A 25,799-nucleotide genomic window follows, 5' to 3' on the forward strand; every position below is an offset into this window, starting at 1 on the left:
TCGCTCCTTACGCGCTCAGCAACTGCTGCATATCCTGTTCTACGGTAGTGACCTGGCGCAGGCCAAATTTCTCGTTCAGAACCGCCAGCAGATCCGGGGTCAGGAAGCCCGGCGCGGTCGGCCCGGTGACGATATTTTTGACGCCGAGAGAGAGCAGGGTCAGCAAAATCACAATCGCTTTTTGTTCGAACCAGGAGAGCACCAGCGACAGCGGCAGATCGTTGACGCCGCAGCCCAGTTTGTCTGCCAGCGTGACCGCCAGAATAATCGCCGAGTAAGCATCGTTACACTGTCCGGCATCGACCAGGCGCGGCAGGCCTTCAATATTGCCGAAATCAAGTTTGTTAAAGCGGTATTTACCGCAGGCCAGCGTCAGGATCAGGCAATCGTCCGGTACCTGGGTGGCGAAATCGGTGAAGTAGTTGCGTTCGCCGCGCGCGCCGTCACAGCCGCCCACGAGGAAGACGTGACGCAGTTTTTCACGGCTCACCAGATCGATCAGCGTATCGACCGCGCCCAGCAGGGTCTGGCGACCAAAACCAACGGTGATCAGGTGTTCGATTTCGCTAAACGGGAAGCCGGACATCTGCTGCGCCTGGCGGATCACAGGGGCAAAATCGTCGCCTTCCAGGTGATTGACGCCCGGCCAACCGACGATGCTGCGCGTCCAGATACGATCATCATAAGAACCAACAGTCGGGTCGATAATGCAGTTTGAGGTCATCACAATGGGGCCAGGGAAGCGGGCAAACTCCACCTGCTGATTTTGCCAGCCACTGCCGTAATTCCCGACCAGATGTTTGAATTTACGCAGCTCCGGATAACCGTGCGCTGGCAACATTTCACCGTGGGTATACACATTAACGCCGGTACCTTCGGTTTGTTGCAGCAGGTTATAGAGATCTTTCAGGTCGTGCCCGGAAATCAGGATGCATTTACCGGCCACCGCTTTCACGTTCACCTGGGTGGGCGTCGGGTGACCGTACATGCTGGTTTCACCGGCGTCGAGAATGCTCATCACGCTGAAGTTCATCTGGCCAATTTCCATTGAACACTCCAGCAGGGCGTTCATATCCGCCGGCCAGGTGCCGAGCCACGCCATAATTTTGTGGTAACGCGCATAAATATCGTTGTCGTACTGACCCAGCACATGCGCGTGTTCCATATAGGCCGCCGCGCCTTTCAGGCCGTACAGGCACAGCAGGCGCAGGCCAAGAATATTTTCGCCAATCGTGGCTTTGTCTTTGTTCGGTGTGAATTCCGCCGCCTGGCGCTGTAACGCGCCAAGATCCTCGCTCACCAGGTGCAGATCCGCCATCGGGTTATCAACATGGGCGTGTGGATCAATAGCGAGGCACAGGGCTTTCAGCGCTTCACGTTTGGCGATCGCTTCGCGGGCGTAGCCAACAATGCGCGCAGAGTCGAAATTCACGTTGGTCAGCGTTGAAAAGAAGGCACGCGGCGCGAAGTTGTCAATCTCATGGTCAATCAGATCGTAATCACGCGCTTTGCAGGCCCAGGCAGAGAGCCCCTGTAACGCGGCAATCAGCAAATCCTGAAGATCGGAGGTTTCAGCAGTTTTCCCGCACATCCCCTGCGCGTAAGAACAGCCATTGCCTGCCGGGGTACGGATGGTTTGTTCACATTGCACACAAAACATGGTCACACCTTCTTTTGTTAAAGTTATATTTTAAATACATGTTTAAGATTAGGCTTATGTGCTGGGGCGTGAAAGGGCTTTTGTCGGTAATCTACGGGGATATTGATTTAGCGCAATTTTGGCGGCAAAAATTTACCGCCAAAGCGGTATCAGGCAGAAAAGAACGCCATCAGTAACGGCACCAGCAGGCTCAGAAGAAAGCCGTGCACAATGGCGGCAGGCACCAGTTCAAGCCCGCCAGAACGTTGCAAAACGGGCAGGGTGAAATCCATCGAGGTTGCGCCACACAAACCCAGCGCGGTAGAGCGGCTGCGGCCCACCAGACCCGGAATCAGCATAATGGCAATCAGTTCACGCGCCAGATCGTTAAAGAAGGCGGCGCTGCCAATTACCGGGCCAAAGGATTCCGTCAGCAAAATGCCAGATAACGAATACCAGCCAAAACCGGAGGCCATCGCCAGACCGGTTTTCAGCGGTAGATCGAGGATCATGGCATTGATGATACCACCCACCAGCGAACTGGCCGCCACGACTACGGCGATAATTATCCCGCGACGGTTGAGCACAATCTGTTTGAGGGTCATACCGCTATTGCGTAGCTGGATGCCCACCAGCAGGAGCAGGAAAATCAACGTATATTCGCTGGCATCGGTGGCGTGCTGCAAAAAGGCCAGCCCGCTCAGGCCAATCACAAAACCGAGCACCACCACGCCGCACAGGCGTAAAGACTCCAGCGCCATCGCCACGCGCGAAGGCAATTTTTCCAGTTGGTGATGATGATTCCACGGTAACGAGCGTTCCAGCCACAGCAGCGCAACGGCGTTGCACAGCAGAATAATCACTACGCTTACCGCTGAATAGTGCAATATCGACAGCAGGTTAGCGCTAAGGTTATCGAGAAAGGCAAGGCTGATACCCATGAAAAACAGGATCAGATAAACAATCCAACTGAGCAGTTTATTAATCAGTTTGAGTGCGCCAGTGTGACGCAGAGGGATAAGATAACCCGCGATCAGAGGCAGAAGAATAATTAACAATCCTGAAAACATGAACAGCCCGAATCCTTAAAGAAATTTAAAAGCACGCACACACTACCGAAAGGCGGAAAGTGAGTAAAGCTGCGAAATCTGAGAGATTTTATGCAATGGATAGCCATCGTCGGGGTGAGATCATCCCGCTATACTTCTTGCGCAGGGAGAATGCAGCAAACAGAGCGGAGGGTGCATGATTCTGGAGCGTGTAGATATTGTGGGTTTTCGCGGTATTAATCGGTTATCGCTGATGCTCGAAAAAAATAACGTGCTGATCGGCGAAAATGCGTGGGGCAAATCGAGCCTGCTGGATGCGCTAACACTGTTACTGTCGCCACAAACGGATCTCTACCATTTTGTTCGCGACGACTTTTGGTTCCCGCCGGGCGATATTCAGGGGCGCGAACACCATCTGCACATTATTCTCACCTTTCGCGAATCTGAACCGGGGCGGCATCGCACCCGGCGCTACCGCCCGCTGGCGGCGTGCTGGGTTCCTGGCGATGACGGTTATCACCGCCTCTTTTACCGCCATGAAGGTGAGCTCTCGGAAGAGGGCAGCGTAATGACACTGCGCGGTTTCCTTGATGCACAAGGTCATTTGCTGCCGCTTGATGATATTGATGAATATGCCCGCCATCTGGTGCGGCTGTCGCCGGTATTGCGTTTACGCGATGCGCGTTTTATGCGCCGCATTCGCAACGGTAGCATGCCCGATACACCGCTGATGGAGTCCACCGCGCGGCAGCTTGATTTCCTCTCGCGCGAGCTGGTTTCCCGCCCGCAAAACCTTACCGATGCGCAGATCCGCCACGGCCTGTCGGCAATGGTGCAACTGCTGGAGCACTATTTTGCCGAGCAGGGCAGCGGGGCGTCGCACCAGCGTCTGATGCGCCGCCGCTCCCATGATGAGCAGCGAAGCTGGCGCTATCTCGACATTATTAACCGCATGATCGATAAGCCCGGCGGGCGCATGTACCGGGTGATCCTGCTGGGCTTTTTCTCGACCTTGTTACAGGCCAAAGGTACGGTGCATCTCGACCGCGATGCGCGCCCGTTGCTGCTGGTGGAAGATCCTGAAACGCGGCTGCACCCGATTATGCTCTCTGTCGCCTGGCAATTGCTGAACCTGCTGCCGCTCCAGCAGGTCACCACCACGAACTCCAGCGAGTTGCTTTCCCTCACGCCGGTGGAACATGTATGTCGGCTGGTGCGCGAGTCTTCGCGCGTGGCTGCCTGGCGGCTGGGGCCGGGCGGGTTAAGCGCCGAAGATGGGCGGCGCATTGCGTTTCACATTCGCGCTAATCGCCCTGCTTCGCTGTTTGCGCGGTGCTGGCTGTTGGTGGAAGGCGAGACGGAGACCTGGGTGATTGGCGAGCTGGCGCGCCAGTGCGGTCACCATTTTGACGCCGAAGGGATCAAAATCATCGAATTTGCTCAGTCGGGTTTAAAACCGCTGGTTAAATTCGCCCGGCGCATGGGCATCGAGTGGCATGTGCTGGTCGATGGCGACGAAGCGGGGAAAAAATACGCGGCTATCGTACGTAGCCTGCTGGATAACGATCATGAGCGAACCCGGGAGCATTTAACCGAGCTGCCCGCGCGGGATATGGAACATTTTATGTACCGCGAAGGGTTTGACACTGTTTATCATCGTGTGGCGCAACTGCCTGAACACGTGCCGATTAACCCCCGGCGGGTGATCGCCAAAGCGATACATCACTCATCGAAGCCGGATTTAGCCATTGAAGTGGCAATGGAGGCGGGCAGGCGCGGTGTCGAGTCGGTGCCGCCACTGTTTCGTAAAATGTTCTCCCGCGTGCTGTGGCTGGCGCGCGGGAGAGCGGATTAGGTTTCGCCGGGAAAGCGATATCGCATAAAAAAGGCAACTTGAGGTTCCTCTGCGGATTTGTTTCGTTAAAATCGCTTTCTGTACACCGCATGTCCGATTACTTGGGATATTTATGAAACTGAAGGGAAAACGCAGGACAGGACTCATTGCGCTTGTCGTCATTGTTTTACTGGCGGCTTTTTGGCTGTGGGGGAAGTTAAACGCGCCGGTAGTACAATACCAGACGCTGATTGTCCGCCCGGGCGAGCTGCAACAAACGGTGCTGGCCACCGGAAAACTGGATGCGCTACGTAAAGTCGATGTCGGCGCACAGGTCAACGGCCAGTTAAAAACGTTGTCGGTCAATATCGGCGACAAAGTGAAAAAGGATCAATTGCTGGGCATTATCGATCCGGATCAGGCTGAGAACCAGATTAAAGAAGTTGACGCAACATTGATGGAGCTACGGGCGCAGCGCCGCCAGGCGCAGGCCGAGTTGAAACTGGCGCAGGTGACCTATGCCCGCCAGCAGAAACTGGTGCAAAGCCACCTTGTTTCCCGCCAGGATCTCGACACCTCGGCGACGGATGTGGCGGTGAAAGAGGCGCAAATTGGCACTATCGATGCGCAAATCAAACGCAACCAGGCCACACTGGATACGGCGAAAACCAACCTTGATTACACCCGCATTCTGGCCCCGATGGCCGGTGAAGTGACGCAAATCACTACGTTACAGGGACAAACGGTGATCGCGGTGCAGCAGGCACCGAATATCCTTACCCTTGCAGATATGAGCACGATGCTGGTGAAAGCGCAGGTCTCCGAAGCGGATGTGATTCACCTCAAACCGGGGCAGAAAGCGTGGTTTACCGTGCTGGGCGATCCGGGAACCCGCTACGAAGGCGTGTTAAAAGATATTTTGCCGACGCCGGAAAAGGTGAACGACGCCATTTTTTATTACGCGCGTTTTGAAGTGCCTAACCCGCAGGGTGTGCTGCGCCTCGAAATGACCGCGCAGGTTCATATTCAACTCACCGGGCAGAAAAATGTGCTGACCATTCCGCTGTCGGCCCTCGGGGAACCGGTAGGTGACAATCGTTATAAAGTGAAAGTGCTGCGCAATGGCGAAACCCGCGAGCGGGAAGTGACGCTCGGCTCGCGTAACGATACCGAAGTCGTGGTGGTCAAAGGCCTTGATGCTGGCGATGAAGTAGTCATCGGCGAGCAGAAAAACGGAGCGGCGCAATGACGGCGTTGCTTGAGCTGAATAATATTCGCCGCAGTTATCCGTCCGGCGACGGGCAGGTTGAAGTCCTGAAAGGCATCACCCTGAATATCAATGCCGGTGAAATGGTGGCGATTGTCGGTGCGTCCGGCTCCGGCAAATCGACGCTAATGAACATTCTCGGCTGTCTGGATAAACCGACCAGCGGCACCTACCGCGTGGCGGGCACGGATGTTTCCACCCTGAGCGGTGATGCGCTGGCACAGCTTCGCCGCGAGCATTTCGGTTTTATCTTTCAGCGTTACCATCTGCTTTCTCATCTTTCCGCTGCGCAAAACGTCGAAGTCCCGGCGGTGTACGCTGGAACCGAGCGCAAAGCACGGCTGGCACGGGCAAAAGAGTTGCTGGCGCGGTTGGGGCTGGAGGAGCGTACGGATTATCAACCGTCGCAGCTTTCCGGCGGCCAGCAGCAGCGTGTCAGTATTGCCCGCGCGTTGATGAATGGCGGGCAGGTGATTCTGGCCGATGAACCTACCGGTGCGCTGGACAGCCATTCCGGCGAGGAGGTGATGGCTATCCTGCATCAACTGCGCGATCGCGGCCATACGGTCATTATCGTTACTCACGATCCGCAGGTCGCCGCGCAGGCCGAGCGGGTTATTGAGATCCGCGACGGCGAGATAATCAGTAACCCTCCGGCAAAGCAGGCTGTTACCCCGTCCGCACAGCACGATATGGCGATTGCGCAAGCGGGTGGCTGGCGGCAGTTTGTCAGCCGTTTTCAGGAGGCGTTGACCATGGCCTGGCGGGCGATGGCGGCGAACAAAATGCGCACTTTGCTCACCATGCTCGGCATCATTATTGGCATTGCTTCTGTGGTGTCGATTGTGGTGGTGGGGGATGCGGCGAAACAGTTGGTGCTGGCAGATATCCGCTCCATCGGTACCAACACCATTGATGTCTACCCCGGCAAAGATTTTGGCGATGACGAACCGCAGTATCAGCAAGCGCTGAAATATGACGATCTGCTCGCTATCCAGAAGCAGCCGTGGGTGCGTTCCGCCACACCTGCGGTGTCGCAAAATTTGCGTCTGCGTTACGGCAATATTGATGTGGCAGCCAGCGCGAATGGCGTGAGCGGGCAATATTTTAATGTTTATGGCATGACCTTTAGCGAAGGCGCATCGTTTAATGCCGAGCAGCAGAATGGCCGCGCGCAGGTGGTGGTGCTCGACAGTAACACCCGTCGGCAGCTTTTCCCTGACAAAGCCAGTGTGGTAGGTGAAGTGATTCTGGTGGGGAATATGCCTGCTACGGTGATTGGCGTCGCGCAAGAGAAGCAGTCGATGTTCGGCAGCAGCAAGATCCTGCGCGTCTGGTTGCCCTACAGCACTATCGCCGGGCGCATTATGGGCCAGTCGTGGCTGAACTCTATTACGGTGCGTGTGAATGAGGGCTACAGCAGCGAGCAAGCGGAGCAACAACTGACGCGGCTGCTCAGTTTGCGCCACGGCAAAAAGGATTTCTTCGTCTGGAATATGGACGGCGTATTAAAAACGGCAGAGAAGACCACACGGACGCTACAACTGTTTCTCACCCTGGTGGCAGTCATTTCACTGCTGGTTGGTGGTATTGGCGTGATGAATATCATGCTGGTGTCCGTCACCGAGCGTACGCGCGAAATTGGTATCAGGATGGCGGTAGGCGCACGGGCGGGCGACGTGCTGTCGCAATTTTTGATTGAGGCGGTTTTCGTTTGCCTGGTGGGTGGCGCACTGGGCGTGACGTTGTCGATGCTAATCGCGTTTACGTTGCAGCTTTTTTTGCCCGGCTGGGAAATTGGATTTTCACCAGTGGCGCTGCTGACCGCGTTTTTATGCTCAACGTTCACCGGTGTGCTGTTTGGCTGGCTACCCGCCCGCAATGCCGCCCGACTCGACCCGGTGGATGCGCTGGCCCGCGAGTAATAAAAATGCCAGCCTCATGGGCTGGCATTTAACTGCATCATGTACACAGTGAAGTAACAGGCGTCAGGCCATCGCTTCCAGTTCAACGGGCACGATAAGACTGGCATGATTGCCTTTAGGGCCCTGGTGTACATCAAACCGGACAGTCTGCCCGGCCTTTAACGTTCTGTAACCATCCATCTGGATGGTGGAATAGTGCGCGAAGATATCTTCGCCGCCGCCTTCAGGGCAGATAAAGCCAAACCCTTTGGCATTGTTGAACCACTTAACAGTACCCGTTTCCATGCTTCGACATCCTTCGTAAATCTTATTAAGTAAGATGGAATGAACCGGTGGTGGAGTAGCGGGTTGTTCAAAACCTCGCCAACTCTCGACTGTACAATTTAGATAATTCGTATAACGCGTCAAGCCTTTGGCGGGGATTCTGGGAGGCGGCGCATCAATTCTTTGAAGCAGTTAACGCTATGACAAAGAAATGTGACGGAGCTCTCGAATATTAGCGTTTTGCGCGCGTGTGTTACGCAATATTCCAGTAAATCTAATCAAATCAATGATGAGTTTTAATTACTTATTATTTTCCGTGAATTATCTGAAAGTAATGTTATCCCTGTGTTGAGCATGATAATGCGATTATTCAATACAGGAGGGAGAAAATTCCTGGCTATTATGAAAAATTAAGGGGTGAAAAAGTGCGGTGCTGGCAGGTTACTATTAACGAAGGAAAGTTAATGTAATTAAAAATGGGATGTAAATATCTTGAAAGCTTTTAAAAAAATATCGCTGGCGTTGCTTGTGTCTGCCGCAATTATTAATTCCTCTTCTGTTATTGCTGAAACTGTTGATGCCGCGCCAGCTAATATGGCCGTTAAAGGCAATCATTATCCGCTGGTCTTTGTTCATGGCTTAGCGGGCTGGGGGACGGATGAAATGCTGGGCTTTAAATACTGGGGCGGTTTTGATGACACAATTGCTTATTTAAACGGTAACGGTGTTGAATCTTATGCAGCGGCAGTCGGCCCGGTTTCAAGTAACTGGGATCGCGCGGTTGAGTTGTATTACTACATTAAAGGCGGCACGGTGGATTATGGTGCTGCACATTCGCAAAAAGCGAACCATGCCCGCTACGGGAAAACCTTTCCGGGTCTCTACCCGAAATGGGATGAGCACCATAAAATCCATTTAATTGGTCATAGCATGGGGGGATTATCCAGTCGCCAGCTAGTGGATATGTTGCAGGATGGTAACGAGGAAGAACGCGCTTACCATGAAGCTCACCCGGAAACAGAAATCTCGCCGCTTTTCGAAGGGGGTAAAGATTATGTTTTCAGCGTGTCCACCGTTGCCACGCCTAACAATGGAACTTCTTATGCGCAAAACAAAAACTTGATTGTTGGCCTTGCTGAAGATTTGATTCGCAGCGCGGCCAGCATTGCCGGAGTGACATCGCTATCGTCATTTGTTTATGATTTTAAATTAGATCAGTTCGGCTTACGCCGTGACCCGGATGAAAGTCTGTCTGACTATATTGACGACGTGTTCGCCAGTAGCATCTGGAATTCCAAAGACATCGCTTCTTATGATTTGTCGGTTGTTGGCGTGACGGCGAATAAAAAGAATATTGAGACTAAGCCCAATGTCTATTATTTCTCGTATACCGGGACAACTACCGTTGGCGTGCCGTTCACTTCCTGGCAGATCCCCTCTGTTTATACCAACCCAGCGTTAGTCCCTTCTGCGACCTATATGGGTAAAACAACCTCCGATCCTGAAACTCCTTTAATCACTGCTGCATGGACGCCGAATGATGGAGAGGTCAATGTCGTGTCCAGTTCCTATCCCTTCGGTGATAATGCAAAACCGTATGATGGTAATCCTGTTAAAGGACAATGGAGTTATTATCCGGTTATGAAAGATTGGGATCATTTAGATTTTATTGGCCTGGATGTTATTCCACAAGCGTACGTAAACGAATTTTATGCAGATATGGCGACTACATTATTGGCGCTGGATAAATAATTATTTTTCTGATAAAAAAGCGAGCCCTTAGTGGTTCGCTTTTTTATTTAAACGTCTTGTAAAAATAAGCAGATAAGATTCTTCGAAACATGAATTTTTTTTACATTAGCAAAATAGCAAGGATTGCCAAAATAACCTATAATATCGCAATATAATGAGTTACTAGCAGTATGTTCCTTCACAACCTTTCAGTTTATGCTGTTATTCAACCGCAGGGCGATCCATTATAGTTGCCTGACATCTGATGCTGACTGAAAAAGCATCTAAACTCATGTAATCGGCCGATTAGAAGCAGCCGGTATCTGTAACCTAAGATGAAGCGCTAACGATGGGCAAGAGCAATAGCTGGCTGGATTTTGACCAATTGGCGGAAGAGAAACTGCGCGACGCGCTCAAACCGCCATCGATGTACAAAGTGATGTTAATGAACGATGACTACACGCCGATGGAATTTGTTATTGACGTGCTACAAAAGTTCTTTTCTTATGATGTAGAACGTGCAACGCAACTGATGCTTACGGTTCACTATCACGGTAAGGCCATCTGCGGTGTTTTCACTGCCGAGGTCGCGGAGACGAAAGTTGCCATGGTGAACAAGTACGCCAGGGAGAACGAGCATCCGTTGTTGTGTACGCTGGAAAAAGCCTGAAGTCAGGCAATAAAACTTGGGGGAGGTGCCTATGCTCAATCAAGAACTGGAACTCAGTTTAAACATGGCTTTCGCCAGAGCGCGCGAGCACCGACATGAGTTTATGACTGTCGAGCACTTGTTACTGGCTCTGCTCAGTAACCCCTCGGCCCGCGAAGCGCTGGAAGCGTGTTCAGTGGACCTGGTGGCGCTGCGACAGGAACTCGAGGCCTTCATCGAACAAACCACACCCGTACTGCCGATGAGCGAAGAAGAGCGCGACACTCAGCCGACGCTCAGCTTCCAGCGTGTTCTTCAGCGCGCGGTGTTCCACGTTCAGTCTTCCGGGCGCAGCGAAGTGTCCGGCGCGAACGTGCTGGTTGCCATTTTTAGCGAGCAGGAGTCGCAAGCGGCTTACCTGCTGCGCAAACACGAAGTCAGCCGCCTCGACGTGGTGAACTTCATCTCTCACGGCACGCGTAAAGACGAGCCAGGCCCATCCTCTGACGCGGGTAGCAGCAGTGGCAGCCAGGCGAGCAGCGAAGAGCAAGCAGGCGGGGAGGAACGTATGGAAAACTTCACCACCAACCTTAATCAGCTTGCTCGCGTGGGAGGTATCGACCCGCTGATTGGTCGTGGTAAAGAGCTTGAGCGTGCGATTCAGGTGCTCTGCCGTCGCCGTAAAAATAACCCACTGCTGGTAGGAGAGTCTGGCGTCGGTAAAACCGCCATTGCCGAAGGGCTGGCCTGGCGTATTGTGCAGGGTGATGTGCCGGAAATTATGGCCGACTGCACCATTTACTCGCTGGACATCGGCTCGCTGCTTGCAGGTACCAAATACCGCGGTGATTTCGAGAAGCGTTTCAAAGCGCTGCTGAAACAGCTTGAGCAGGACAACAACAGTATTCTGTTTATCGATGAGATCCACACCATCATCGGTGCAGGGGCTGCGTCGGGTGGGCAGGTCGATGCCGCGAACCTGATTAAGCCGTTACTGTCGAGCGGTAAGATTCGCGTGATGGGATCGACGACCTATCAGGAATTCAGCAATATCTTCGAAAAAGATCGCGCTCTGGCGCGTCGCTTCCAGAAAATCGATATCACTGAGCCGTCCGTAGAGGAAACGGTGCAGATCATCAATGGTCTGAAACCGAAATATGAAGCGCACCACGATGTGCGTTATACGGCAAAAGCGGTGCGTGCAGCGGTTGAGCTGGCGGTGAAATATATCAATGACCGTCATCTGCCGGATAAAGCCATCGACGTTATCGACGAAGCGGGTGCGCGGGCGCGTTTGATGCCAGTGAGCAAACGTAAGAAAACCGTCAACGTGGCGGACATCGAATCGGTTGTTGCCCGTATCGCGCGTATTCCTGAGAAGAGTGTTTCCCAAAGCGATCGCGATACGCTTAAAAACCTGGGCGACCGCCTGAAAATGCTGGTGTTTGGTCAGGATAAAGCGATTGAGGCTTTAACCGAAGCCATCAAAATGAGCCGTGCAGGCCTGGGGCAAGACCATAAACCGGTAGGTTCCTTCCTTTTTGCCGGCCCAACCGGTGTGGGTAAAACCGAAGTCACGGTACAGCTGTCGAAAGCGCTGGGTATTGAACTGCTGCGTTTCGATATGTCCGAGTATATGGAGCGTCACACCGTGAGCCGTTTGATCGGTGCGCCTCCGGGATACGTTGGTTTTGACCAGGGCGGTTTGCTGACTGATGCGGTTATCAAGCATCCCCATGCGGTTCTGCTGCTTGATGAGATTGAGAAAGCACATCCGGACGTCTTTAACCTGCTGTTGCAGGTAATGGATAACGGTACGCTGACCGATAACAATGGGCGTAAAGCGGATTTCCGCAATGTGGTGCTGGTGATGACCACCAACGCCGGGGTGCGTGAAACCGAGCGTAAATCCATTGGTCTTATTCACCAGGATAACAGCACCGATGCGATGGAAGAGATCAAAAAGATCTTTACGCCGGAGTTCCGCAACCGTCTGGACAACATTATCTGGTTCGATCATTTGTCTACCGATGTTATCCATCAGGTGGTCGACAAATTTATCGTCGAGCTTCAGGTGCAGTTGGATCAGAAAGGTGTGTCGCTTGAAGTCAGTCAGGAAGCACGCGATTGGTTGGCCGAGAAGGGTTACGACCGCGCAATGGGCGCTCGCCCAATGGCGCGTGTAATTCAGGATAACCTGAAAAAACCGCTGGCTAACGAACTGTTATTCGGTTCGCTGGTTGATGGCGGCCAGGTCACGGTGACGTTGAATAAAGAGAAAAATGAGCTGGAGTATGGTTTCCAGAGTGCGCAGAAGCACAAACCGGAAGCCGCGCATTAATCTCTGTTGTTAAGTGACAAAACCGGGTTCTCAGAAACCCGGTTTTTTTATGCCTGCATTAAGCAACAAAAATACAAAAGACCGGAGTTACCCGGCCTTTAAATTTCAATATGTGCACGTATTGTTGTGCTAGCGGAAGATCTTAGCGGCTACGGAAGACAATGCGGCCTTTGCTCAGGTCGTACGGGGTCAGTTCCACAGTCACTTTATCGCCCGTCAGAATGCGGATGTAGTTTTTACGCATTTTACCGGAGATATGCGCAGTGACCACGTGACCGTTTTCCAGTTCTACGCGGAACATCGTATTAGGTAACGTTTCAAGAACGGTACCCTGCATCTCAATATTGTCTTCTTTGGCCATCTAATCCTCGGGGGTATCACTACCATAATTTTTGAACCGGCAAGATAATGCCGAAGTTCGTCTGTTAAGTAAAGATTCGTGCTGATAAAACACAGCAAAACAACTTTTGCCCATTCCCCGCACGCCACAGCCGGAGCGCGCGCAATGCGCAACCGTAAAGGGGAGCGGTGAAGTAAAACGAAGGGCATCCCTGATACGAACGACTCCCGGATGAGGCGGGGCAACAGGCAAAAGCTGCTACGAGCGACCATTATAACACTCTAAGCACAAATGTGCCGAAAACATTCTTCACTGCGACAGGAACAGCCGACGCGGCACCCAAAAATGCGAAGGGAGCGGATGCTTACGCAATTCGGCGATATGCTGCAAATAATCCCTGCGGGGGATTTCAACTGCGCCAAGGGAGGCGGTATGGCTATTCAACACCTGACAATCAATCAATTTACCGCCCATGCGCACGAACTCGTCGCTGAATACCAGCAGCGCCGTTTTTGAGGCGTTCACGCGGCGGCTGAACATCGATTCACCGCAAAACAGCGCCCCCTGAGCAACGCCATACATACCGCCCACCAGCGCATCGCCCTCCCACACTTCGATCGAGTGCGCATGTCCCAGTTCATGCAACCGGTGGTAGGCCATCACCACATCAGGCGTTATCCAGGTCCCTTCTGCACGATCTTCCGCGCAGCCGTCGATAACCTGGCCGAAAGCGTGATTCAACGTAACGCGATAAGGGGAGGTTTTATGAAAGCGCTTCATGCTGCGGCTGACGTGAAACGTTTCTGGCCACAGCACGGCGCGCGGATCGGGCGACCACCAGAGGATCGGGTCGCCGGGGGAAAACCAGGGGAAAATTCCCCGCTGATAAGCCATCAATAACCGCGCCGGGCTTAAATCACCGCCGAGCGCCAACAGCCCGTTGGGCTCACGCAGCGCCGCTTCCGGCGAAGGGAAAGCAATAGAATGACGAGAAAGCTGAACCAGGCGCATGACCGCAACGCTCCACAACGCGACTAGGGACCCTTCTAAATATCGTCATGATGTGCGTTTCACTTTAGCGCTGCTGGAGCAAGAACGACAAAATGACAATACCCACTACAGACGCTGCTTAAACTGGTAATACCGCCCCTGTTTCGCCATTAACGCTGCGTGATTACCTTGCTCAATAATTTGTCCGTTGTCCATCACAATTATCCGATCGCAGCGCGACAGTCCGCGCAGACGATGGGTAACCATTAACAGGGTTTTACCTTTCATCACATCATTAAGTAATTCAAGTATTTGACTCTCAGTTGAGGCATCCAGACCTTCGGTCGGCTCATCCAGTAACACCAGCGGAGCGTCATGCAATAACGCACGCGCAATCGCCAGGCGGCGAAGTTCACCCCCAGAAAGCTGACGCCCACCTTCGCCAAGCCAGGCATTCAGGCCGTTATCGTCGAGCAATTTCTCCAGCCCGACACGAACCAGCATCGAACTCAGCATTTCATCGCTGGCCTGCGGCGAGGCCAGCAATAAGTTATCGCGCAACGTTGCGCTGAACAGATGCACCCGCTGCGGCACCATGCTGATGAGGTTGCGCAGCGCGGGTTCAGCGTAATGGGTCAGCGGCTGATCATTTAAACGGATCTCACCCTGCTGTGGATCCCAGGCGCGCGTCAACAGTTGCAGCAGCGTCGATTTCCCACAGCCGGTACGACCGAGGATCGCAATATGTTCCCCTGCGGCAATCGACAGGGAGATATTCTCCAGTGCTTTTTGCGGCTGCCCTGGATAGCTAAACGACAGCGCCGAAAACTCGATGCCGACCTGCGTCGGAACAGGGCAGTTATCATCAGGAAAAGTGACTTCCGGCTGACAATCAGTGAGTTGCGTAATGCGGGTGGCCGATGCGATGACTTGCCCAAGATGCTGGAAGGCGGCCGTAACCGGCGCCAGCGCTTCGAAAGCGGCCAGCGCGCAAAAGACAAACAGCGCAATCAGCGCGCCGGGTTGCGTATTGCCGCCCACATCGCCGGCGGCGAACCACAGCATTGTAATCACCGCCGCGCCGCTAATTAACAGCATCAGCGCCTGGGAGATGGCACTCAAATCGGACTGACGACGCTGGGCGTCATGCCAGCTCAGCTCCGTATTTTCCAGTTGATCGCGGTAACGCTGGCTGGCGCCAAAAATGGTTAACTCCGCCTGGCCCTGCAACCAACTGGTTAACTGCTGGCGATATTGCCCGCGCAGAGCCGTAAGATTTTCACCAACGGGTTTACCCGCGCGATAAAACAGCGGCGGCAGCACGAGTAATGTTGCCAGCATGATACCGCTCAACATCAGCGCCAGAGAGATGTCCAGCACGCTTAAACCAACCAGCACAACCATGATCACGGCGAGCGCCCCCACCAGCGGGGAAATAACGCGTAAATAGAGGTGATCCAGCGTGTCGACATCCGCAACCACGCGGTTCAGTAATTCGCCCTGACGAAAGCGTGCCAGCCCGGCAGGGGAAAGTGGTAACAGTTTGCTGAACGTGGAAACGCGCAAATGTTCCAGTACGCGAAAGGTCGCGTCGTGGCTGACCAGACGCTCAAAATAGCGCCCGGCGGTACGCGTAATGGCCGCGCCGCGCACGCCTGCTGCGGGCAGCATATAGTTGAAACTATAAATTCCGGCAACGCCAACCACGGCGGACGCCGACAGAAACCAGCCCGAAAGGGTTAGCAGACCGATGCTTGCCAGCAGAGTCACAATTGCCAGAATGACGCCCAGCGTCAGCATCCATTTGTGGCGTTTATACAACGCCAGATAAGGCAGTAAGGCGCGCATTTAAATCTCCTCCTGGCGATGGGCAAGGAGCCCGGCAAATGTCCCTTGCGCGGCGGCAAGTTCGGCATAGCTGCCTTGTTCAACAATTTGCCCATCCTGCATGACCCAAATTGCATCCCATTCGCCCAGGTTTTCTAACTGGTGCGTCACCATCAACGTGGTCTGTTGATGAGAAGCCTCCGTCAGCGCCTGCATCACACGCTGCTCGCTGTGCGCATCAAGGCTGGCAGACGGTTCATCCAGCAGGAGCAATTGACAGGAAGAGAGCAGGGCGCGGGCGACGGCCACACGTTGCGCCTGGCCGACAGAGAGGCGAAAAGCCTGATCGCCGGGTTGCGTTTCCAGTCCTTCCGGCAACAGTGGCAGGAACTCGCTCACCCAGGCTTTATCCAGTGCAGCCTGGAGCTCAGCGTCGCTGGCATTGGGGCGCGACAACACGATATTTTCGCGCAACGTCGTTGCCGGAAGCTGGGGGTTTTGGCCGACCCAGCTAATCGCCTCGCGCCAGGCATCCGGATTGAGCGCGTTTAACTCAACGCCGTTGACGCAAAGCGAACCGTCATAAGGCAGGAAACCGGAGAGCACATTAATTAGCGAACTTTTCCCCGAGCCGCTACGACCCACAACCACCACGCGCTGACCGGCTGCCAGCGTGAAGTTGAGCGGCCCGGCGAGCACGGCCCCATCGGGCGATTTCAGTCGCAGATCGCGCGCCGTCAGCGTCACCGGTTCATCAGATTTCAGAACGATATCGCCACGTTGCGGATGGGCGAGCGGGGCTTCCATAAAGGTTTTCAGGCTATCGGCAGCGCCAATCGCCTGTGCTTTTGCATGGTAGAAAGTCCCGAGATCGCGCAGCGGCTGGAAAAACTCCGGTGCCAGCACCAGCGCAAGGAAACCGGCAAACAGTGTGACGCCGGTACCGTAATGGCCAAAATTCAGCTCACCGAGGTATGAGAAACCGAAATAGACCGCCACCAACGCAATGGAGAGGGAGGCGAAAAATTCCAGCACCCCGGAAGATAAGAAGGCCAGGCGCAGCACTTCCATGGTCCGGCTGCGAAAATCCTGCGAAGCACGACGAATATTGTCGGTTTCCGCTTCGCCACGGCCAAAAATACGCAGGGTTTCCATGCCGCGTAAGCGATCAAGGAAATGGCCGCTCAAACGCGCCAGTGCTTTGAAGTTGCGGCGGTTAGCATCGGCTGCGCCCATGCCGACCATCGCCATAAACAGCGGGATCAGCGGCGCGGTGCCGAGCAAAATCAGCGCGGCCGCCCAGTTAATGGGGAAGATGGTGATAACAATCAGCAGCGGCACGCTGGCGGCCAGTGCCATTTGCGGCAAGTAGCGGGCGTAAAAATCGTGCATATCGTCGATTTGCTCAAGGATTAGTGTTGCCCAGCTGCCTGCGGGCTTCCCCTGGATCCAGGCCGGGCCCGCCTGTTGCAGGCGATCCAGTACGCGGCGGCGGATCTCAAAGCGAATACGTGCTCCCGCGTGAAAACCGACACGCTCGCGCAACCACACCACCCAACTGCGCAGGATAAAAATCAACACCAGCAGGGTGAAGGGAAGCAGCAGGGCTTCGCGCGGGATATTCTCCATAATCATATGATTGAGGATGCGCGCCAGGATCCACGCTTGTGCCACGATCAGTACGCCGCTGACCACCCCAAGAAGGCGGGAAAGCGTCAACCAGCGACGGGAAATGATGCTTTGCTGTTTTAACCAGCGAGTAAGTTCTTGCTGACGGGTTTTATTCATTGCGCGCTTAGCAGGTGAAGTTATCGGATTTTTAGCCTGCGCAATGTTACAACGGAGCAAAAATAAAGGCGACTTATAGTCGCCTTATTTACCTTTGTTACTGACTTGTAAAGATTATTTACTTTCAGCCAGCCCGTCGAGATAACGTTCTGCATCCAGCGCGGCCATACAGCCGGTGCCCGCAGAAGTGATCGCCTGACGATAGATGTGGTCCATCACGTCACCCGCTGCAAAAACACCCGGGATGCTGGTCTGCGTTGCGTTGCCGTGAATACCGGACTGCACCTTAATGTAGCCGTTTTCCAGCTCCAGCTGACCGTCGAAAATCGCGGTGTTCGGGCTGTGACCGATCGCCACAAACAGGCCAGCAACGTCCAGTGACTCAACGTTGTCTGCGTTTTGTGTATCGCGCAGACGCAGGCCGCTCACGCCCATCTGATCGCCAGTCACTTCTTCCAGCGTACGGTGGGTATGCAGCACAATATTGCCGCTTTCCACTTTATCCATCAGGCGTTTGATAAGGATTTTTTCCGCGCGGAAAGTGTCGCGACGGTGAATCAAATGCACTTCAGAGGCGATGTTCGCCAGATATAATGCTTCTTCCACTGCGGTGTTGCCCCCGCCGATGACCGCCACTTTCTGGTTGCGATAGAAGAAACCGTCACAGGTCGCGCAGGCGGATACGCCGCGGCCTTTATAGGCTTCTTCTGAGGCCAGCCCCAGATAACGTGCGGAAGCGCCGGTGGCGATGATCAAGGCATCGCAGGTGTATTCGCCGCTGTCGCCGACCAGACGGAAAGGACGGTTTTGTAAATCAACGCTGTTGATGTGATCGAAAATGATTTCAGTTTCAAATTTGGTGGCATGTTCATGCATGCGTTCCATCAGCAGCGGCCCGGTCAGATCGTGCGGGTCGCCCGGCCAGTTTTCCACTTCGGTCGTGGTGGTGAGCTGGCCGCCTTTTTCCATACCGGTTATCAGAACCGGCTGTAGGTTTGCGCGCGCAGCATAGACCGCAGCGGTATAACCGGCAGGGCCTGAACCAAGGATAAGCAGCTTACTGTGTTTGGCCGTACCCATGAGATCCTCATTGTTGTTTGGCAGACATTGGGCTGGATTGTAGGGAATTTACCGGCGTAAAAAAAGGGCGCAGCGATTTTGTTAACGATATGTGTAATAGAAATGACCGATGACCCGGCGATGTTTCACCCTCGAGATATAACAATTTCTACTGAGAAAAAGTCAGTTATAAGGTGAATAAATGAGGATTAGAGAGTGACCTTGATGAATATCTGGCATGTTGTACTAAAAAAAGATGTTTTGCTTTGACAATCCCCTGCGCTTTTGCGAAAACATCAAAGGAAGAAAAAAAAGCAGTATTTCGCGCGTGAAGTAAATGCACGCATGTAAATGCCATTTTACCGTGCTAGCGAAATCTACGTATGGCGTGGACAGACGCCATTCGTGATATCGATAGCGGCCACAGGCAACGGTCTTCTCAATACTGCCCCTGGGATTATGCGTCGCGTGAATATATTTGCGCCCTGCTTAATACGATGGGCAACGATCCTGAACAGTGAAGTGCACAGGGTCAAGACAGGAGTAGGGAAGGAATACAGAGAGACAATAATAATGGTAGATAGCAAGAAGCGCCCTGGCAAAGATCTCGACCGCATCGATCGCAATATTTTGAACGAACTGCAAAAAGATGGGCGTATTTCCAACGTCGAGCTTTCTAAACGAGTGGGGCTTTCCCCGACGCCGTGCCTTGAGCGCGTGCGCAGGCTGGAAAGACAAGGGTTTATTCAGGGCTATACGGCGCTGCTTAACCCGCATTATCTGGATGCATCACTTCTGGTATTTGTTGAGATTACTCTGAATCGTGGCGCGCCGGATGTGTTTGAGCAATTCAACGCTGCTGTGCAAAAACTTGAAGAAATTCAAGAGTGTCATCTGGTTTCAGGCGATTTCGACTACCTGTTGAAAACGCGCGTACCGGATATGTCGGCTTACCGCAAGCTGTTAGGGGAAACTCTGCTGCGTCTGCCTGGCGTTAACGACACCCGCACTTATGTAGTGATGGAAGAAGTCAAACAGAGCAATCGTCTGGTAATTAAGACGCGCTAATACGGAACAGGTGCACAATCGCTGTTTTTTGATTACACTCCTGTTAATCCATACAGCAGCAGTGCCGGGGAGACCCGGCGCTGTTGTCCGTTTTAGCATGAAAGCCCTGGAGAGCCTGTCTTGAGCCAGGAATACACCGAAGACAAAGAAGTCACATTCAACAAGCTAAGCAGTGGACGCCGACTCCTGGAGGCGTTGCTGATCCTCGTTTCTCTTTCTGCCGTCTGGCTGATGGCAGCGCTTTTGAGTTTTAACCCGTCCGACCCAAGCTGGTCGCAAACGGCCTGGCATGAGCCGATCCACAATCTCGGTGGGGTGCCCGGCGCATGGCTTGCCGATACGCTGTTTTTCATCTTCGGCATCATGGCTTATACCCTTCCGGTGATCATCATTGGCGGCTGCTGGTTTGCCTGGCGTCATCGCGCCAGTGAAGATTACATCGACTATTTCGCCGTCTCTTTGCGCACAATTGGTGCGTTGGCGCTGATCCTCACCTCTTGCGGTCTGGCCGCGATAAATGCCGATGATATCTGGTACTTCGCGTCAGGTGGCGTGATTGGCAGCTTGTTGAGCACCACTCTGCAACCGTTGCTTCGCAGCAGCGGCGGTACGCTTGCTTTATTGTGCATCTGGGCCGCCGGGCTAACCCTGTTTACTGGCTGGTCGTGGGTCACCATCGCCGAGAAAATCGGCAGCGTCATTTTGAATATTCTCACTTTTGCCAGCAATCGTACCCGCCGCGATGACACGTGGGTCGATGACGATGAGTATGAAGAAGAGGATGAATACGAGGATGACGAGGCATCGAATGCCCCGCGGGAATCCCGTCGTGCCCGTATCCTGCGCGGTGCACTGGCGCGCCGAAAACGCATCGCTGAGAAGTTCGCCAATCCAATGGGGCGTAAAACTGACGAAGCGTTATTCTCCGGTAAACGCATGGATGATGACGAAGAGGTCGCTTACAGCGCGCGCGGCGTGCCTGCGCAAGCTGATGATGTGCTGTTTTCCGGCCATCGCGCTACGGAAACCGAACAAGAGTACGATCCGCTATTTAATGGTCATAGCGTAATGGAACCTGTCGCTGCCGCAGCTGCTGCGACGACCGCCGCCACGCAAGCTTATGCGGCACCCGCCGAACCAGTGGTGCAAACACCGCAGCCGGAATGGCCCTATGCGCAACCACCTGCGTCGCAGGGCGTATCGCAATATACTCAGGAACCACCTTATGAGCAGCCTGCGCCCGAATGGCAGCAGCCTGTTGCTCAAGAGTACTCGCCCTCTGATGCGCCAGTAACACCGCAGGAGAATCTCTATGCACAGACGCCGCATGAGACTCTGCCATGGCAAGAAAACGAACCGCAAATTGCGCCAGCGCCAGAGACGATTCTGGAGCCGGAGCCGATTGTAGAAGAAGTCAAACAGTCCCGTCCGCCACTCTACTATTTTGAAGAAGTTGAAGAGAAGCGCGCGCGCGAGCGTGAGCAACTGGCCGCCTGGTATCAGCCGATCCCTGAGCCTGTTCAACCCGAACCGGTAGCCAAACCCAGCACGCCGTCAATGCCGATACCTCCGGTGGTTGACCCGTCCGTTGTGCCTGTCTCCGCGGGTGTGCAGCAAGCGGCGGGCAATGCCGCAGCCGCAGCAGCGAGCGCGCCGGTCTTCAGCCTGGCCGGTGGCGCACCGCGTCAGCAGGTGAAAGAGGGGATTGGCCCGCAGCTTCCTCGCCCAAATCGTGTTCGCGTACCAACGCGTCGCGAGCTGGCCTCTTATGGCATTAAACTCCCTTCCCAGCGCATGGCCGAAGAGCGAGCGCGGGAAGATCTGCGTCAACAGAATCCTCATCTCTCCGATGATGATGTCGAAATGCTGCAACAAAATGAGCTGGCGCGTCAGTTTGCCGCCACTCAGCACGATCGCTACGGTGATGAGTACCAGCATGAGACACCGCAATTTCACGCGCAGCAGCCTGCGCTGGAAGAGGATGACGCGGAAGAAGCCGAGCTTGCTCGCCAGTTTGCTGCATCTCAGCAACAACGCTATGGCGGGGATCAGTTGGCCGGTACGCAAGCCTTTATGCCCGAGGATTTTGACCTCTCGCCGTTGAAAACGCTGGTCGATGACGGCCCGAGCGAACCGCTGTTTACGCCGGGCGTGATGCCGGAGCCGGAAGCGCCTGCACAGCCACCGCAACATTTTCAACAGCCACAACAACCTTATCAGCAACCAGTACAGCCGCAGCATTATCAGCAGCCTGTGCAACAGCCGCAGCAACACCACCAGCAGCCTCAACAACCGGCTCCGCAACCGCAGGAGAGCCTGATCCACCCGCTGTTGATGCGTAACGGCGACAGCCGTCCGGTGCAGAGGCCGACCACGCCGCTTCCGTCACTGGATCTGCTGACACAGCCGCCAGCGGAAGTCGAACCTGTCGATACCTTTGCTCTGGAGCAAATGGCGCGTCTGGTTGAAGCGCGTCTGGCCGATTTCCGCATCAAAGCTGATGTGGTGAACTACTCGCCAGGTCCGGTTATCACACGTTTTGAGCTGAACCTGGCGCCGGGTGTGAAGGCCGCGCGTATTTCTAACTTGTCCCGCGACCTGGCGCGTTCTTTGTCGACCGTTGCCGTGCGTGTGGTCGAAGTTATCCCGGGCAAGCCATATGTCGGCCTGGAACTGCCGAATAAGAAACGCCAGACCGTTTACCTGCGCGAAGTGCTGGACTGCGTGAAGTTCCGCGAAAACCCGTCGCCGCTCACCGTGGTTTTGGGTAAAGACATTGCCGGCGATCCGGTGATTGCCGATCTGGCGAAAATGCCGCACTTGTTGGTTGCCGGTACCACCGGTTCCGGTAAGTCGGTCGGGGTTAACGCCATGATCCTCAGCATGTTGTATAAAGCGACGCCGGAAGATGTGCGTTTCATCATGATCGACCCGAAAATGCTGGAGCTCTCCGTTTACGAAGGGATCCCGCATTTGTTGACCGAAGTGGTCACGGATATGAAAGACGCCGCCAACGCCCTGCGCTGGAGTGTCAACGAGATGGAGCGTCGCTATAAACTGATGTCCGCGCTGGGCGTACGTAATCTTGCGGGCTATAACGAGAAAATCGCCGAAGCCGCGCGGATGGGCCGCCCGATCCCGGATCCTTACTGGAAGCCGGGCGACAGCATGGATGCTCAGCATCCGGTGCTGGAAAAACTGCCTTACATCGTGGTGCTGGTCGATGAATTCGCCGATCTGATGATGACCGTTGGCAAGAAAGTGGAAGAGCTGATTGCGCGTCTGGCGCAGAAAGCGCGCGCCGCCGGTATCCACCTGGTGCTGGCAACCCAGCGTCCTTCCGTCGACGTTATCACTGGTTTGATCAAAGCCAACATCCCGACGCGTATTGCCTTTACCGTGTCGAGCAAAATTGACTCCCGCACCATCCTCGATCAGGGCGGCGCGGAATCTCTGCTCGGCATGGGCGACATGCTGTACTCCGGTCCGAACTCTACGTCTGCACCGGTGCGTGTCCATGGCGCGTTTGTCCGCGATCAGGAAGTTCACGCCGTGGTGCAGGACTGGAAAGCGCGCGGCCGTCCGCAATACGTCGACGGTATTACCTCCGACAGCGAAAATGAAGGCGGTGCTGGCGGTTTCGACGGCGGCGAAGATCTGGATCCACTGTTCGACCAGGCAGTCAACTTTGTGACAGAAAAACGCAAAGCGTCGATCTCGGGCGTACAGCGCCAGTTCCGCATCGGTTATAACCGCGCGGCGCGCATTATTGAACAGATGGAAGCGCAAGGCATCGTCAGCGAACAGGGACATAACGGAAACCGTGAGGTGCTGGCTCCGCCGCCGTTTGATTGATTGCAAATTTGGGTAAAAAACTAAAATTCAGTCTTTTCTTCTGTCTCTCCTGGTGCCCGTTACCTAGAGTGACAGAAGTATTCTCCCGCGTCGGGAGTGACGTATCTGAGGAACGACAATGAAAAAAATCGCCATGGTTTGTGCGCTGATGGGCAGTTTGCTGGCCAGCAACGTATGGGCGGATGCGGCAAGCGATCTCAAAAGCCGCCTTGATAAAGTGAGCAGTTTCCACGCCAGTTTTACCCAGAAAGTGACCGACGGCAGCGGTGCCGCGGTACAGGAAGGCCAGGGGGATTTATGGGTGAAACGCCCTAATTTGTTCAACTGGCATATGACCCAGCCGGACGAAAGCGTACTGGTGTCCGACGGTAAAACCCTGTGGTTTTATAACCCGTTCGTTGAGCAGGCAACGGCAACCTGGCTGAAAGATGCGACCAGCAACACGCCGTTTATGCTGATTGCCCGTAACCAGACCAGCGACTGGCAGCAGTACAATATTGAGCAAAAAGGCGACGATTTTGTGCTGACGCCAAAAAGCAGCAGCGGCAACCTGAAGCAGTTCACTATCAATGTGGGTCGTGATGGCACAATTCATCAGTTCAGCGCCATTGAGCAGGATGACCAACGCAGTAGCTATCAGTTGAAAGCACAGCAAAATGGCGCAGTTGACGCATCAAAATTCACCTTTACCCCGCCGCAGGGCGTAACGGTTGACGATCAACGTAAGTAAGAGGCGTGCATGAGCAACATGTCGCTCGATTTTTCCGATAATGCGTTTCAACCTCTGGCCGCCCGTATGCGGCCAGAAAATTTAGCGCAGTACATTGGCCAGCAACATCTTCTGGCCGCAGGCAAGCCCTTGCCGCGCGCCATTGAAGCCGGGCATTTGCATTCGATGATCCTCTGGGGGCCACCGGGAACGGGGAAAACAACCCTCGCGGAAGTGATTGCCCGTTATGCCAATGCGGATGTTGAGCGTATTTCTGCGGTAACCTCTGGCGTGAAAGAGATCCGTGAAGCCATTGAGCGCGCGCGTCAGAATCGCAATGCCGGGCGGCGCACCATCCTGTTTGTCGACGAAGTTCATCGTTTCAACAAAAGCCAACAAGATGCATTTCTGCCGCATATTGAAGACGGCACGATTACCTTTATCGGTGCGACTACCGAAAACCCCTCTTTTGAACTCAATTCTGCCCTGCTTTCCCGGGCGCGTGTTTACCTGCTGAAATCCCTGACCACGGAAGATATTGAGCACGTCCTGACTCAGGCGATGGAAGATAAAGCCCGCGGTTACGGCGGTCAGGATATCGTTCTGCCGGACGATACCCGGCGGGCCATTGCTGAGCTGGTTAATGGCGATGCGCGCCGGGCACTAAACACGCTGGAAATGATGGCGGACATGGCGGAGCTCGACGACGCCGGAAAACGCGTTTTAAAGCCGGAACTGTTGACCGAAATTGCTGGCGAGCGTAGCGCGCGCTTCGATAACAAGGGGGACCGTTTCTACGACCTGATATCCGCCTTCCACAAATCCGTACGCGGTAGCGCACCGGATGCCGCGCTCTACTGGTACGCACGCATTATTACCGCCGGTGGCGATCCGCTGTATGTGGCGCGCCGTTGTCTGGCCATCGCCTCAGAAGATGTGGGAAATGCCGATCCCCGTGCGATGCAGGTGGCGATTTCCGCCTGGGACTGTTTTACCCGGGTCGGCCCCGCTGAAGGTGAACGCGCTATTGCGCAGGCCATTGTTTACCTGGCCTGCGCACCGAAAAGCAATGCAGTTTATACCGCGTTCAAAGCGGCAATGGCCGATGCGCGCGAGCGCCCGGATTTTGACGTGCCTGTCCATTTGCGTAATGCACCGACCAAACTCATGAAAGAGATGGGGTATGGTCAGGAGTATCGTTACGCGCATGATGAACCCAATGCTTATGCCGCAGGCGAAGAGTATTTCCCACAGGAAATGGCACAAACACGCTATTACCGTCCCACCAGCAGAGGACTTGAAGGCAAGATTGGCGAAAAGCTCGCCTGGCTCGCTGAACAGGATCATAAAAGCCCTATAAAACGCTATCGCTAGTGCGGGCGTTGCGGTAAGGTTACGGCTTATACCCACGGTCGCAGGCTGCGATCGTGCTCTTTTATTTCAATTCGATAAGCACAGGAAAAG

The 25,799-nt window shown here is 54.3% G+C and carries 19 protein-coding genes; 11 read left to right on the top strand and 8 right to left on the bottom strand.

The features are described 5' to 3' along the window. Positions 1-7: 7 nt before the first annotated feature. Together hcp and Q5705_08245 are read right to left on the bottom strand one after the other, a co-directional pair. Entirely contained in the window at positions 8-1,660 is a 1,653-nt protein-coding gene (gene hcp, locus Q5705_08240) for a hydroxylamine reductase (protein ID WLI78514.1), read from the bottom strand. Positions 1,661-1,809: 149 nt separating this feature from the next. Beyond that, the gene (locus Q5705_08245; GenBank protein ID WLI78515.1) at positions 1,810-2,709 is read right to left on the bottom strand and encodes a lysine exporter LysO family protein; all 900 of its coding nucleotides are present in this window, start codon (positions 2,707-2,709) and stop codon (positions 1,810-1,812) included. A 175-nt stretch (positions 2,710-2,884) separates the two neighbouring features. Here Q5705_08245 and Q5705_08250 point away from each other — a divergent pair, with 175 nt between their 5' ends. The 3 genes from Q5705_08250 (at position 2,885) to macB (ending at position 7,714) form a co-directional block, all read left to right on the top strand. Next, the gene (locus Q5705_08250; GenBank protein WLI78516.1) at positions 2,885-4,543 is read left to right on the top strand and encodes an ATP-dependent endonuclease; all 1,659 of its coding nucleotides are present in this window, start codon (positions 2,885-2,887) and stop codon (positions 4,541-4,543) included. Positions 4,544-4,655: 112 nt separating this feature from the next. Then, on the top strand, positions 4,656-5,771 hold the full coding sequence (gene macA / locus Q5705_08255) for a macrolide transporter subunit MacA (GenBank protein ID WLI78517.1): 1,116 nt from the start codon (positions 4,656-4,658) through the stop codon (positions 5,769-5,771). Continuing rightward, positions 5,768-7,714, top strand: a complete 1,947-nt coding sequence (macB, locus tag Q5705_08260) for a macrolide ABC transporter ATP-binding protein/permease MacB (protein ID WLI78518.1) — start codon at positions 5,768-5,770, stop codon at positions 7,712-7,714. The genes macA and macB overlap by 4 nt, the downstream gene beginning before the upstream one ends. Before the next feature lie 63 nt (positions 7,715-7,777). Here the strand turns inward: macB and cspD are convergent, their stop codons facing one another. After that, positions 7,778-7,999 (bottom strand): cold shock-like protein CspD, encoded by a 222-nt coding sequence (gene cspD / locus Q5705_08265; protein WLI78519.1) that lies wholly within the window; start codon positions 7,997-7,999, stop codon positions 7,778-7,780. A gap of 471 nt (positions 8,000-8,470) precedes the next feature. Here cspD and Q5705_08270 point away from each other — a divergent pair, with 471 nt between their 5' ends. From Q5705_08270 to clpA, 3 genes are all read left to right on the top strand, one after another. Then, a complete protein-coding gene (locus tag Q5705_08270) occupies positions 8,471-9,730 on the top strand; it encodes a hypothetical protein (protein ID WLI78520.1) in 1,260 nt (419 codons plus the stop codon). Positions 9,731-10,058: 328 nt separating this feature from the next. After that, positions 10,059-10,379: an ATP-dependent Clp protease adapter ClpS gene (gene clpS / locus Q5705_08275; protein ID WLI78521.1), complete on the top strand. Its 321-nt coding sequence runs from the start codon at positions 10,059-10,061 to the stop codon at positions 10,377-10,379. Between the two features lie 31 nt (positions 10,380-10,410). Beyond that, entirely contained in the window at positions 10,411-12,699 is a 2,289-nt protein-coding gene (gene clpA, locus Q5705_08280) for an ATP-dependent Clp protease ATP-binding subunit ClpA (GenBank protein WLI78522.1), read from the top strand. A gap of 142 nt (positions 12,700-12,841) precedes the next feature. On the opposite strand, the gene infA is transcribed toward clpA, so the two are convergent. The 5 genes from infA to trxB form a co-directional block, all read right to left on the bottom strand. Next, the gene (gene infA, locus Q5705_08285; protein WLI78523.1) at positions 12,842-13,060 is read right to left on the bottom strand and encodes a translation initiation factor IF-1; all 219 of its coding nucleotides are present in this window, start codon (positions 13,058-13,060) and stop codon (positions 12,842-12,844) included. A 288-nt stretch (positions 13,061-13,348) separates the two neighbouring features. Beyond that, complete coding sequence (gene aat, locus Q5705_08290; protein ID WLI78524.1) at positions 13,349-14,050, bottom strand: leucyl/phenylalanyl-tRNA--protein transferase; 702 nt, start codon at positions 14,048-14,050, stop codon at positions 13,349-13,351. Between the two features lie 105 nt (positions 14,051-14,155). Then, positions 14,156-15,877, bottom strand: a complete 1,722-nt coding sequence (gene cydC / locus Q5705_08295; protein ID WLI78525.1) for a cysteine/glutathione ABC transporter ATP-binding protein/permease CydC — start codon at positions 15,875-15,877, stop codon at positions 14,156-14,158. Continuing rightward, complete coding sequence (cydD, locus tag Q5705_08300) at positions 15,878-17,644, bottom strand: cysteine/glutathione ABC transporter permease/ATP-binding protein CydD (protein ID WLI78526.1); 1,767 nt, start codon at positions 17,642-17,644, stop codon at positions 15,878-15,880. A 114-nt stretch (positions 17,645-17,758) separates the two neighbouring features. Continuing rightward, the gene (gene trxB, locus Q5705_08305; protein ID WLI78527.1) at positions 17,759-18,724 is read right to left on the bottom strand and encodes a thioredoxin-disulfide reductase; all 966 of its coding nucleotides are present in this window, start codon (positions 18,722-18,724) and stop codon (positions 17,759-17,761) included. Positions 18,725-19,086: 362 nt separating this feature from the next. Between trxB and Q5705_08310 the strand changes: the two genes are divergently transcribed. The 5 genes from Q5705_08310 to rarA all read left to right on the top strand — a co-directional run bounded on the left by Q5705_08310 (position 19,087) and on the right by rarA (position 25,709). Beyond that, positions 19,087-19,224, top strand: coding sequence for a hypothetical protein (locus Q5705_08310; protein WLI78528.1), 138 nt, complete (start codon positions 19,087-19,089; stop codon positions 19,222-19,224). A 52-nt stretch (positions 19,225-19,276) separates the two neighbouring features. Further along, positions 19,277-19,771, top strand: a complete 495-nt coding sequence (lrp, locus tag Q5705_08315) for a leucine-responsive transcriptional regulator Lrp (protein WLI78529.1) — start codon at positions 19,277-19,279, stop codon at positions 19,769-19,771. Positions 19,772-19,891: 120 nt separating this feature from the next. Next, entirely contained in the window at positions 19,892-23,626 is a 3,735-nt protein-coding gene (locus tag Q5705_08320) for a DNA translocase FtsK 4TM domain-containing protein (protein ID WLI78530.1), read from the top strand. Between the two features lie 118 nt (positions 23,627-23,744). Continuing rightward, on the top strand, positions 23,745-24,356 hold the full coding sequence (gene lolA, locus Q5705_08325; GenBank protein ID WLI78531.1) for an outer membrane lipoprotein chaperone LolA: 612 nt from the start codon (positions 23,745-23,747) through the stop codon (positions 24,354-24,356). Between the two features lie 9 nt (positions 24,357-24,365). Continuing rightward, a complete protein-coding gene (rarA, locus tag Q5705_08330; protein WLI78532.1) occupies positions 24,366-25,709 on the top strand; it encodes a replication-associated recombination protein RarA in 1,344 nt (447 codons plus the stop codon). Positions 25,710-25,799 lie beyond the last annotated feature (90 nt).

It is taken from the genome of Kosakonia sp. H02, from assembly GCA_030704225.1.
GTDB lineage: Bacteria > Pseudomonadota > Gammaproteobacteria > Enterobacterales > Enterobacteriaceae > Kosakonia.

What these genes read in the sequence shown, in the direction of transcription:
- hcp (WLI78514.1), bottom strand. Translation starts at nt 1,660, where the DNA reads ATGTTTTGTGTGCAATGTGAACAAACCATCCGTACCCCGGCAGGCAAT.
- Q5705_08245 (WLI78515.1), bottom strand. Translation starts at nt 2,709, where the DNA reads ATGTTTTCAGGATTGTTAATTATTCTTCTGCCTCTGATCGCGGGTTAT.
- Q5705_08250 (WLI78516.1), top strand. Translation starts at nt 2,885, where the DNA reads ATGATTCTGGAGCGTGTAGATATTGTGGGTTTTCGCGGTATTAATCGG.
- macA (WLI78517.1), top strand. Translation starts at nt 4,656, where the DNA reads ATGAAACTGAAGGGAAAACGCAGGACAGGACTCATTGCGCTTGTCGTC.
- macB (WLI78518.1), top strand. Translation starts at nt 5,768, where the DNA reads ATGACGGCGTTGCTTGAGCTGAATAATATTCGCCGCAGTTATCCGTCC.
- cspD (WLI78519.1), bottom strand. Translation starts at nt 7,999, where the DNA reads ATGGAAACGGGTACTGTTAAGTGGTTCAACAATGCCAAAGGGTTTGGC.
- clpS (WLI78521.1), top strand. Translation starts at nt 10,059, where the DNA reads ATGGGCAAGAGCAATAGCTGGCTGGATTTTGACCAATTGGCGGAAGAG.
- clpA (WLI78522.1), top strand. Translation starts at nt 10,411, where the DNA reads ATGCTCAATCAAGAACTGGAACTCAGTTTAAACATGGCTTTCGCCAGA.
- infA (WLI78523.1), bottom strand. Translation starts at nt 13,060, where the DNA reads ATGGCCAAAGAAGACAATATTGAGATGCAGGGTACCGTTCTTGAAACG.
- aat (WLI78524.1), bottom strand. Translation starts at nt 14,050, where the DNA reads ATGCGCCTGGTTCAGCTTTCTCGTCATTCTATTGCTTTCCCTTCGCCG.
- cydC (WLI78525.1), bottom strand. Translation starts at nt 15,877, where the DNA reads ATGCGCGCCTTACTGCCTTATCTGGCGTTGTATAAACGCCACAAATGG.
- cydD (WLI78526.1), bottom strand. Translation starts at nt 17,644, where the DNA reads ATGAATAAAACCCGTCAGCAAGAACTTACTCGCTGGTTAAAACAGCAA.
- trxB (WLI78527.1), bottom strand. Translation starts at nt 18,724, where the DNA reads ATGGGTACGGCCAAACACAGTAAGCTGCTTATCCTTGGTTCAGGCCCT.
- Q5705_08310 (WLI78528.1), top strand. Translation starts at nt 19,087, where the DNA reads ATGGCGTGGACAGACGCCATTCGTGATATCGATAGCGGCCACAGGCAA.
- lrp (WLI78529.1), top strand. Translation starts at nt 19,277, where the DNA reads ATGGTAGATAGCAAGAAGCGCCCTGGCAAAGATCTCGACCGCATCGAT.
- lolA (WLI78531.1), top strand. Translation starts at nt 23,745, where the DNA reads ATGAAAAAAATCGCCATGGTTTGTGCGCTGATGGGCAGTTTGCTGGCC.
- rarA (WLI78532.1), top strand. Translation starts at nt 24,366, where the DNA reads ATGAGCAACATGTCGCTCGATTTTTCCGATAATGCGTTTCAACCTCTG.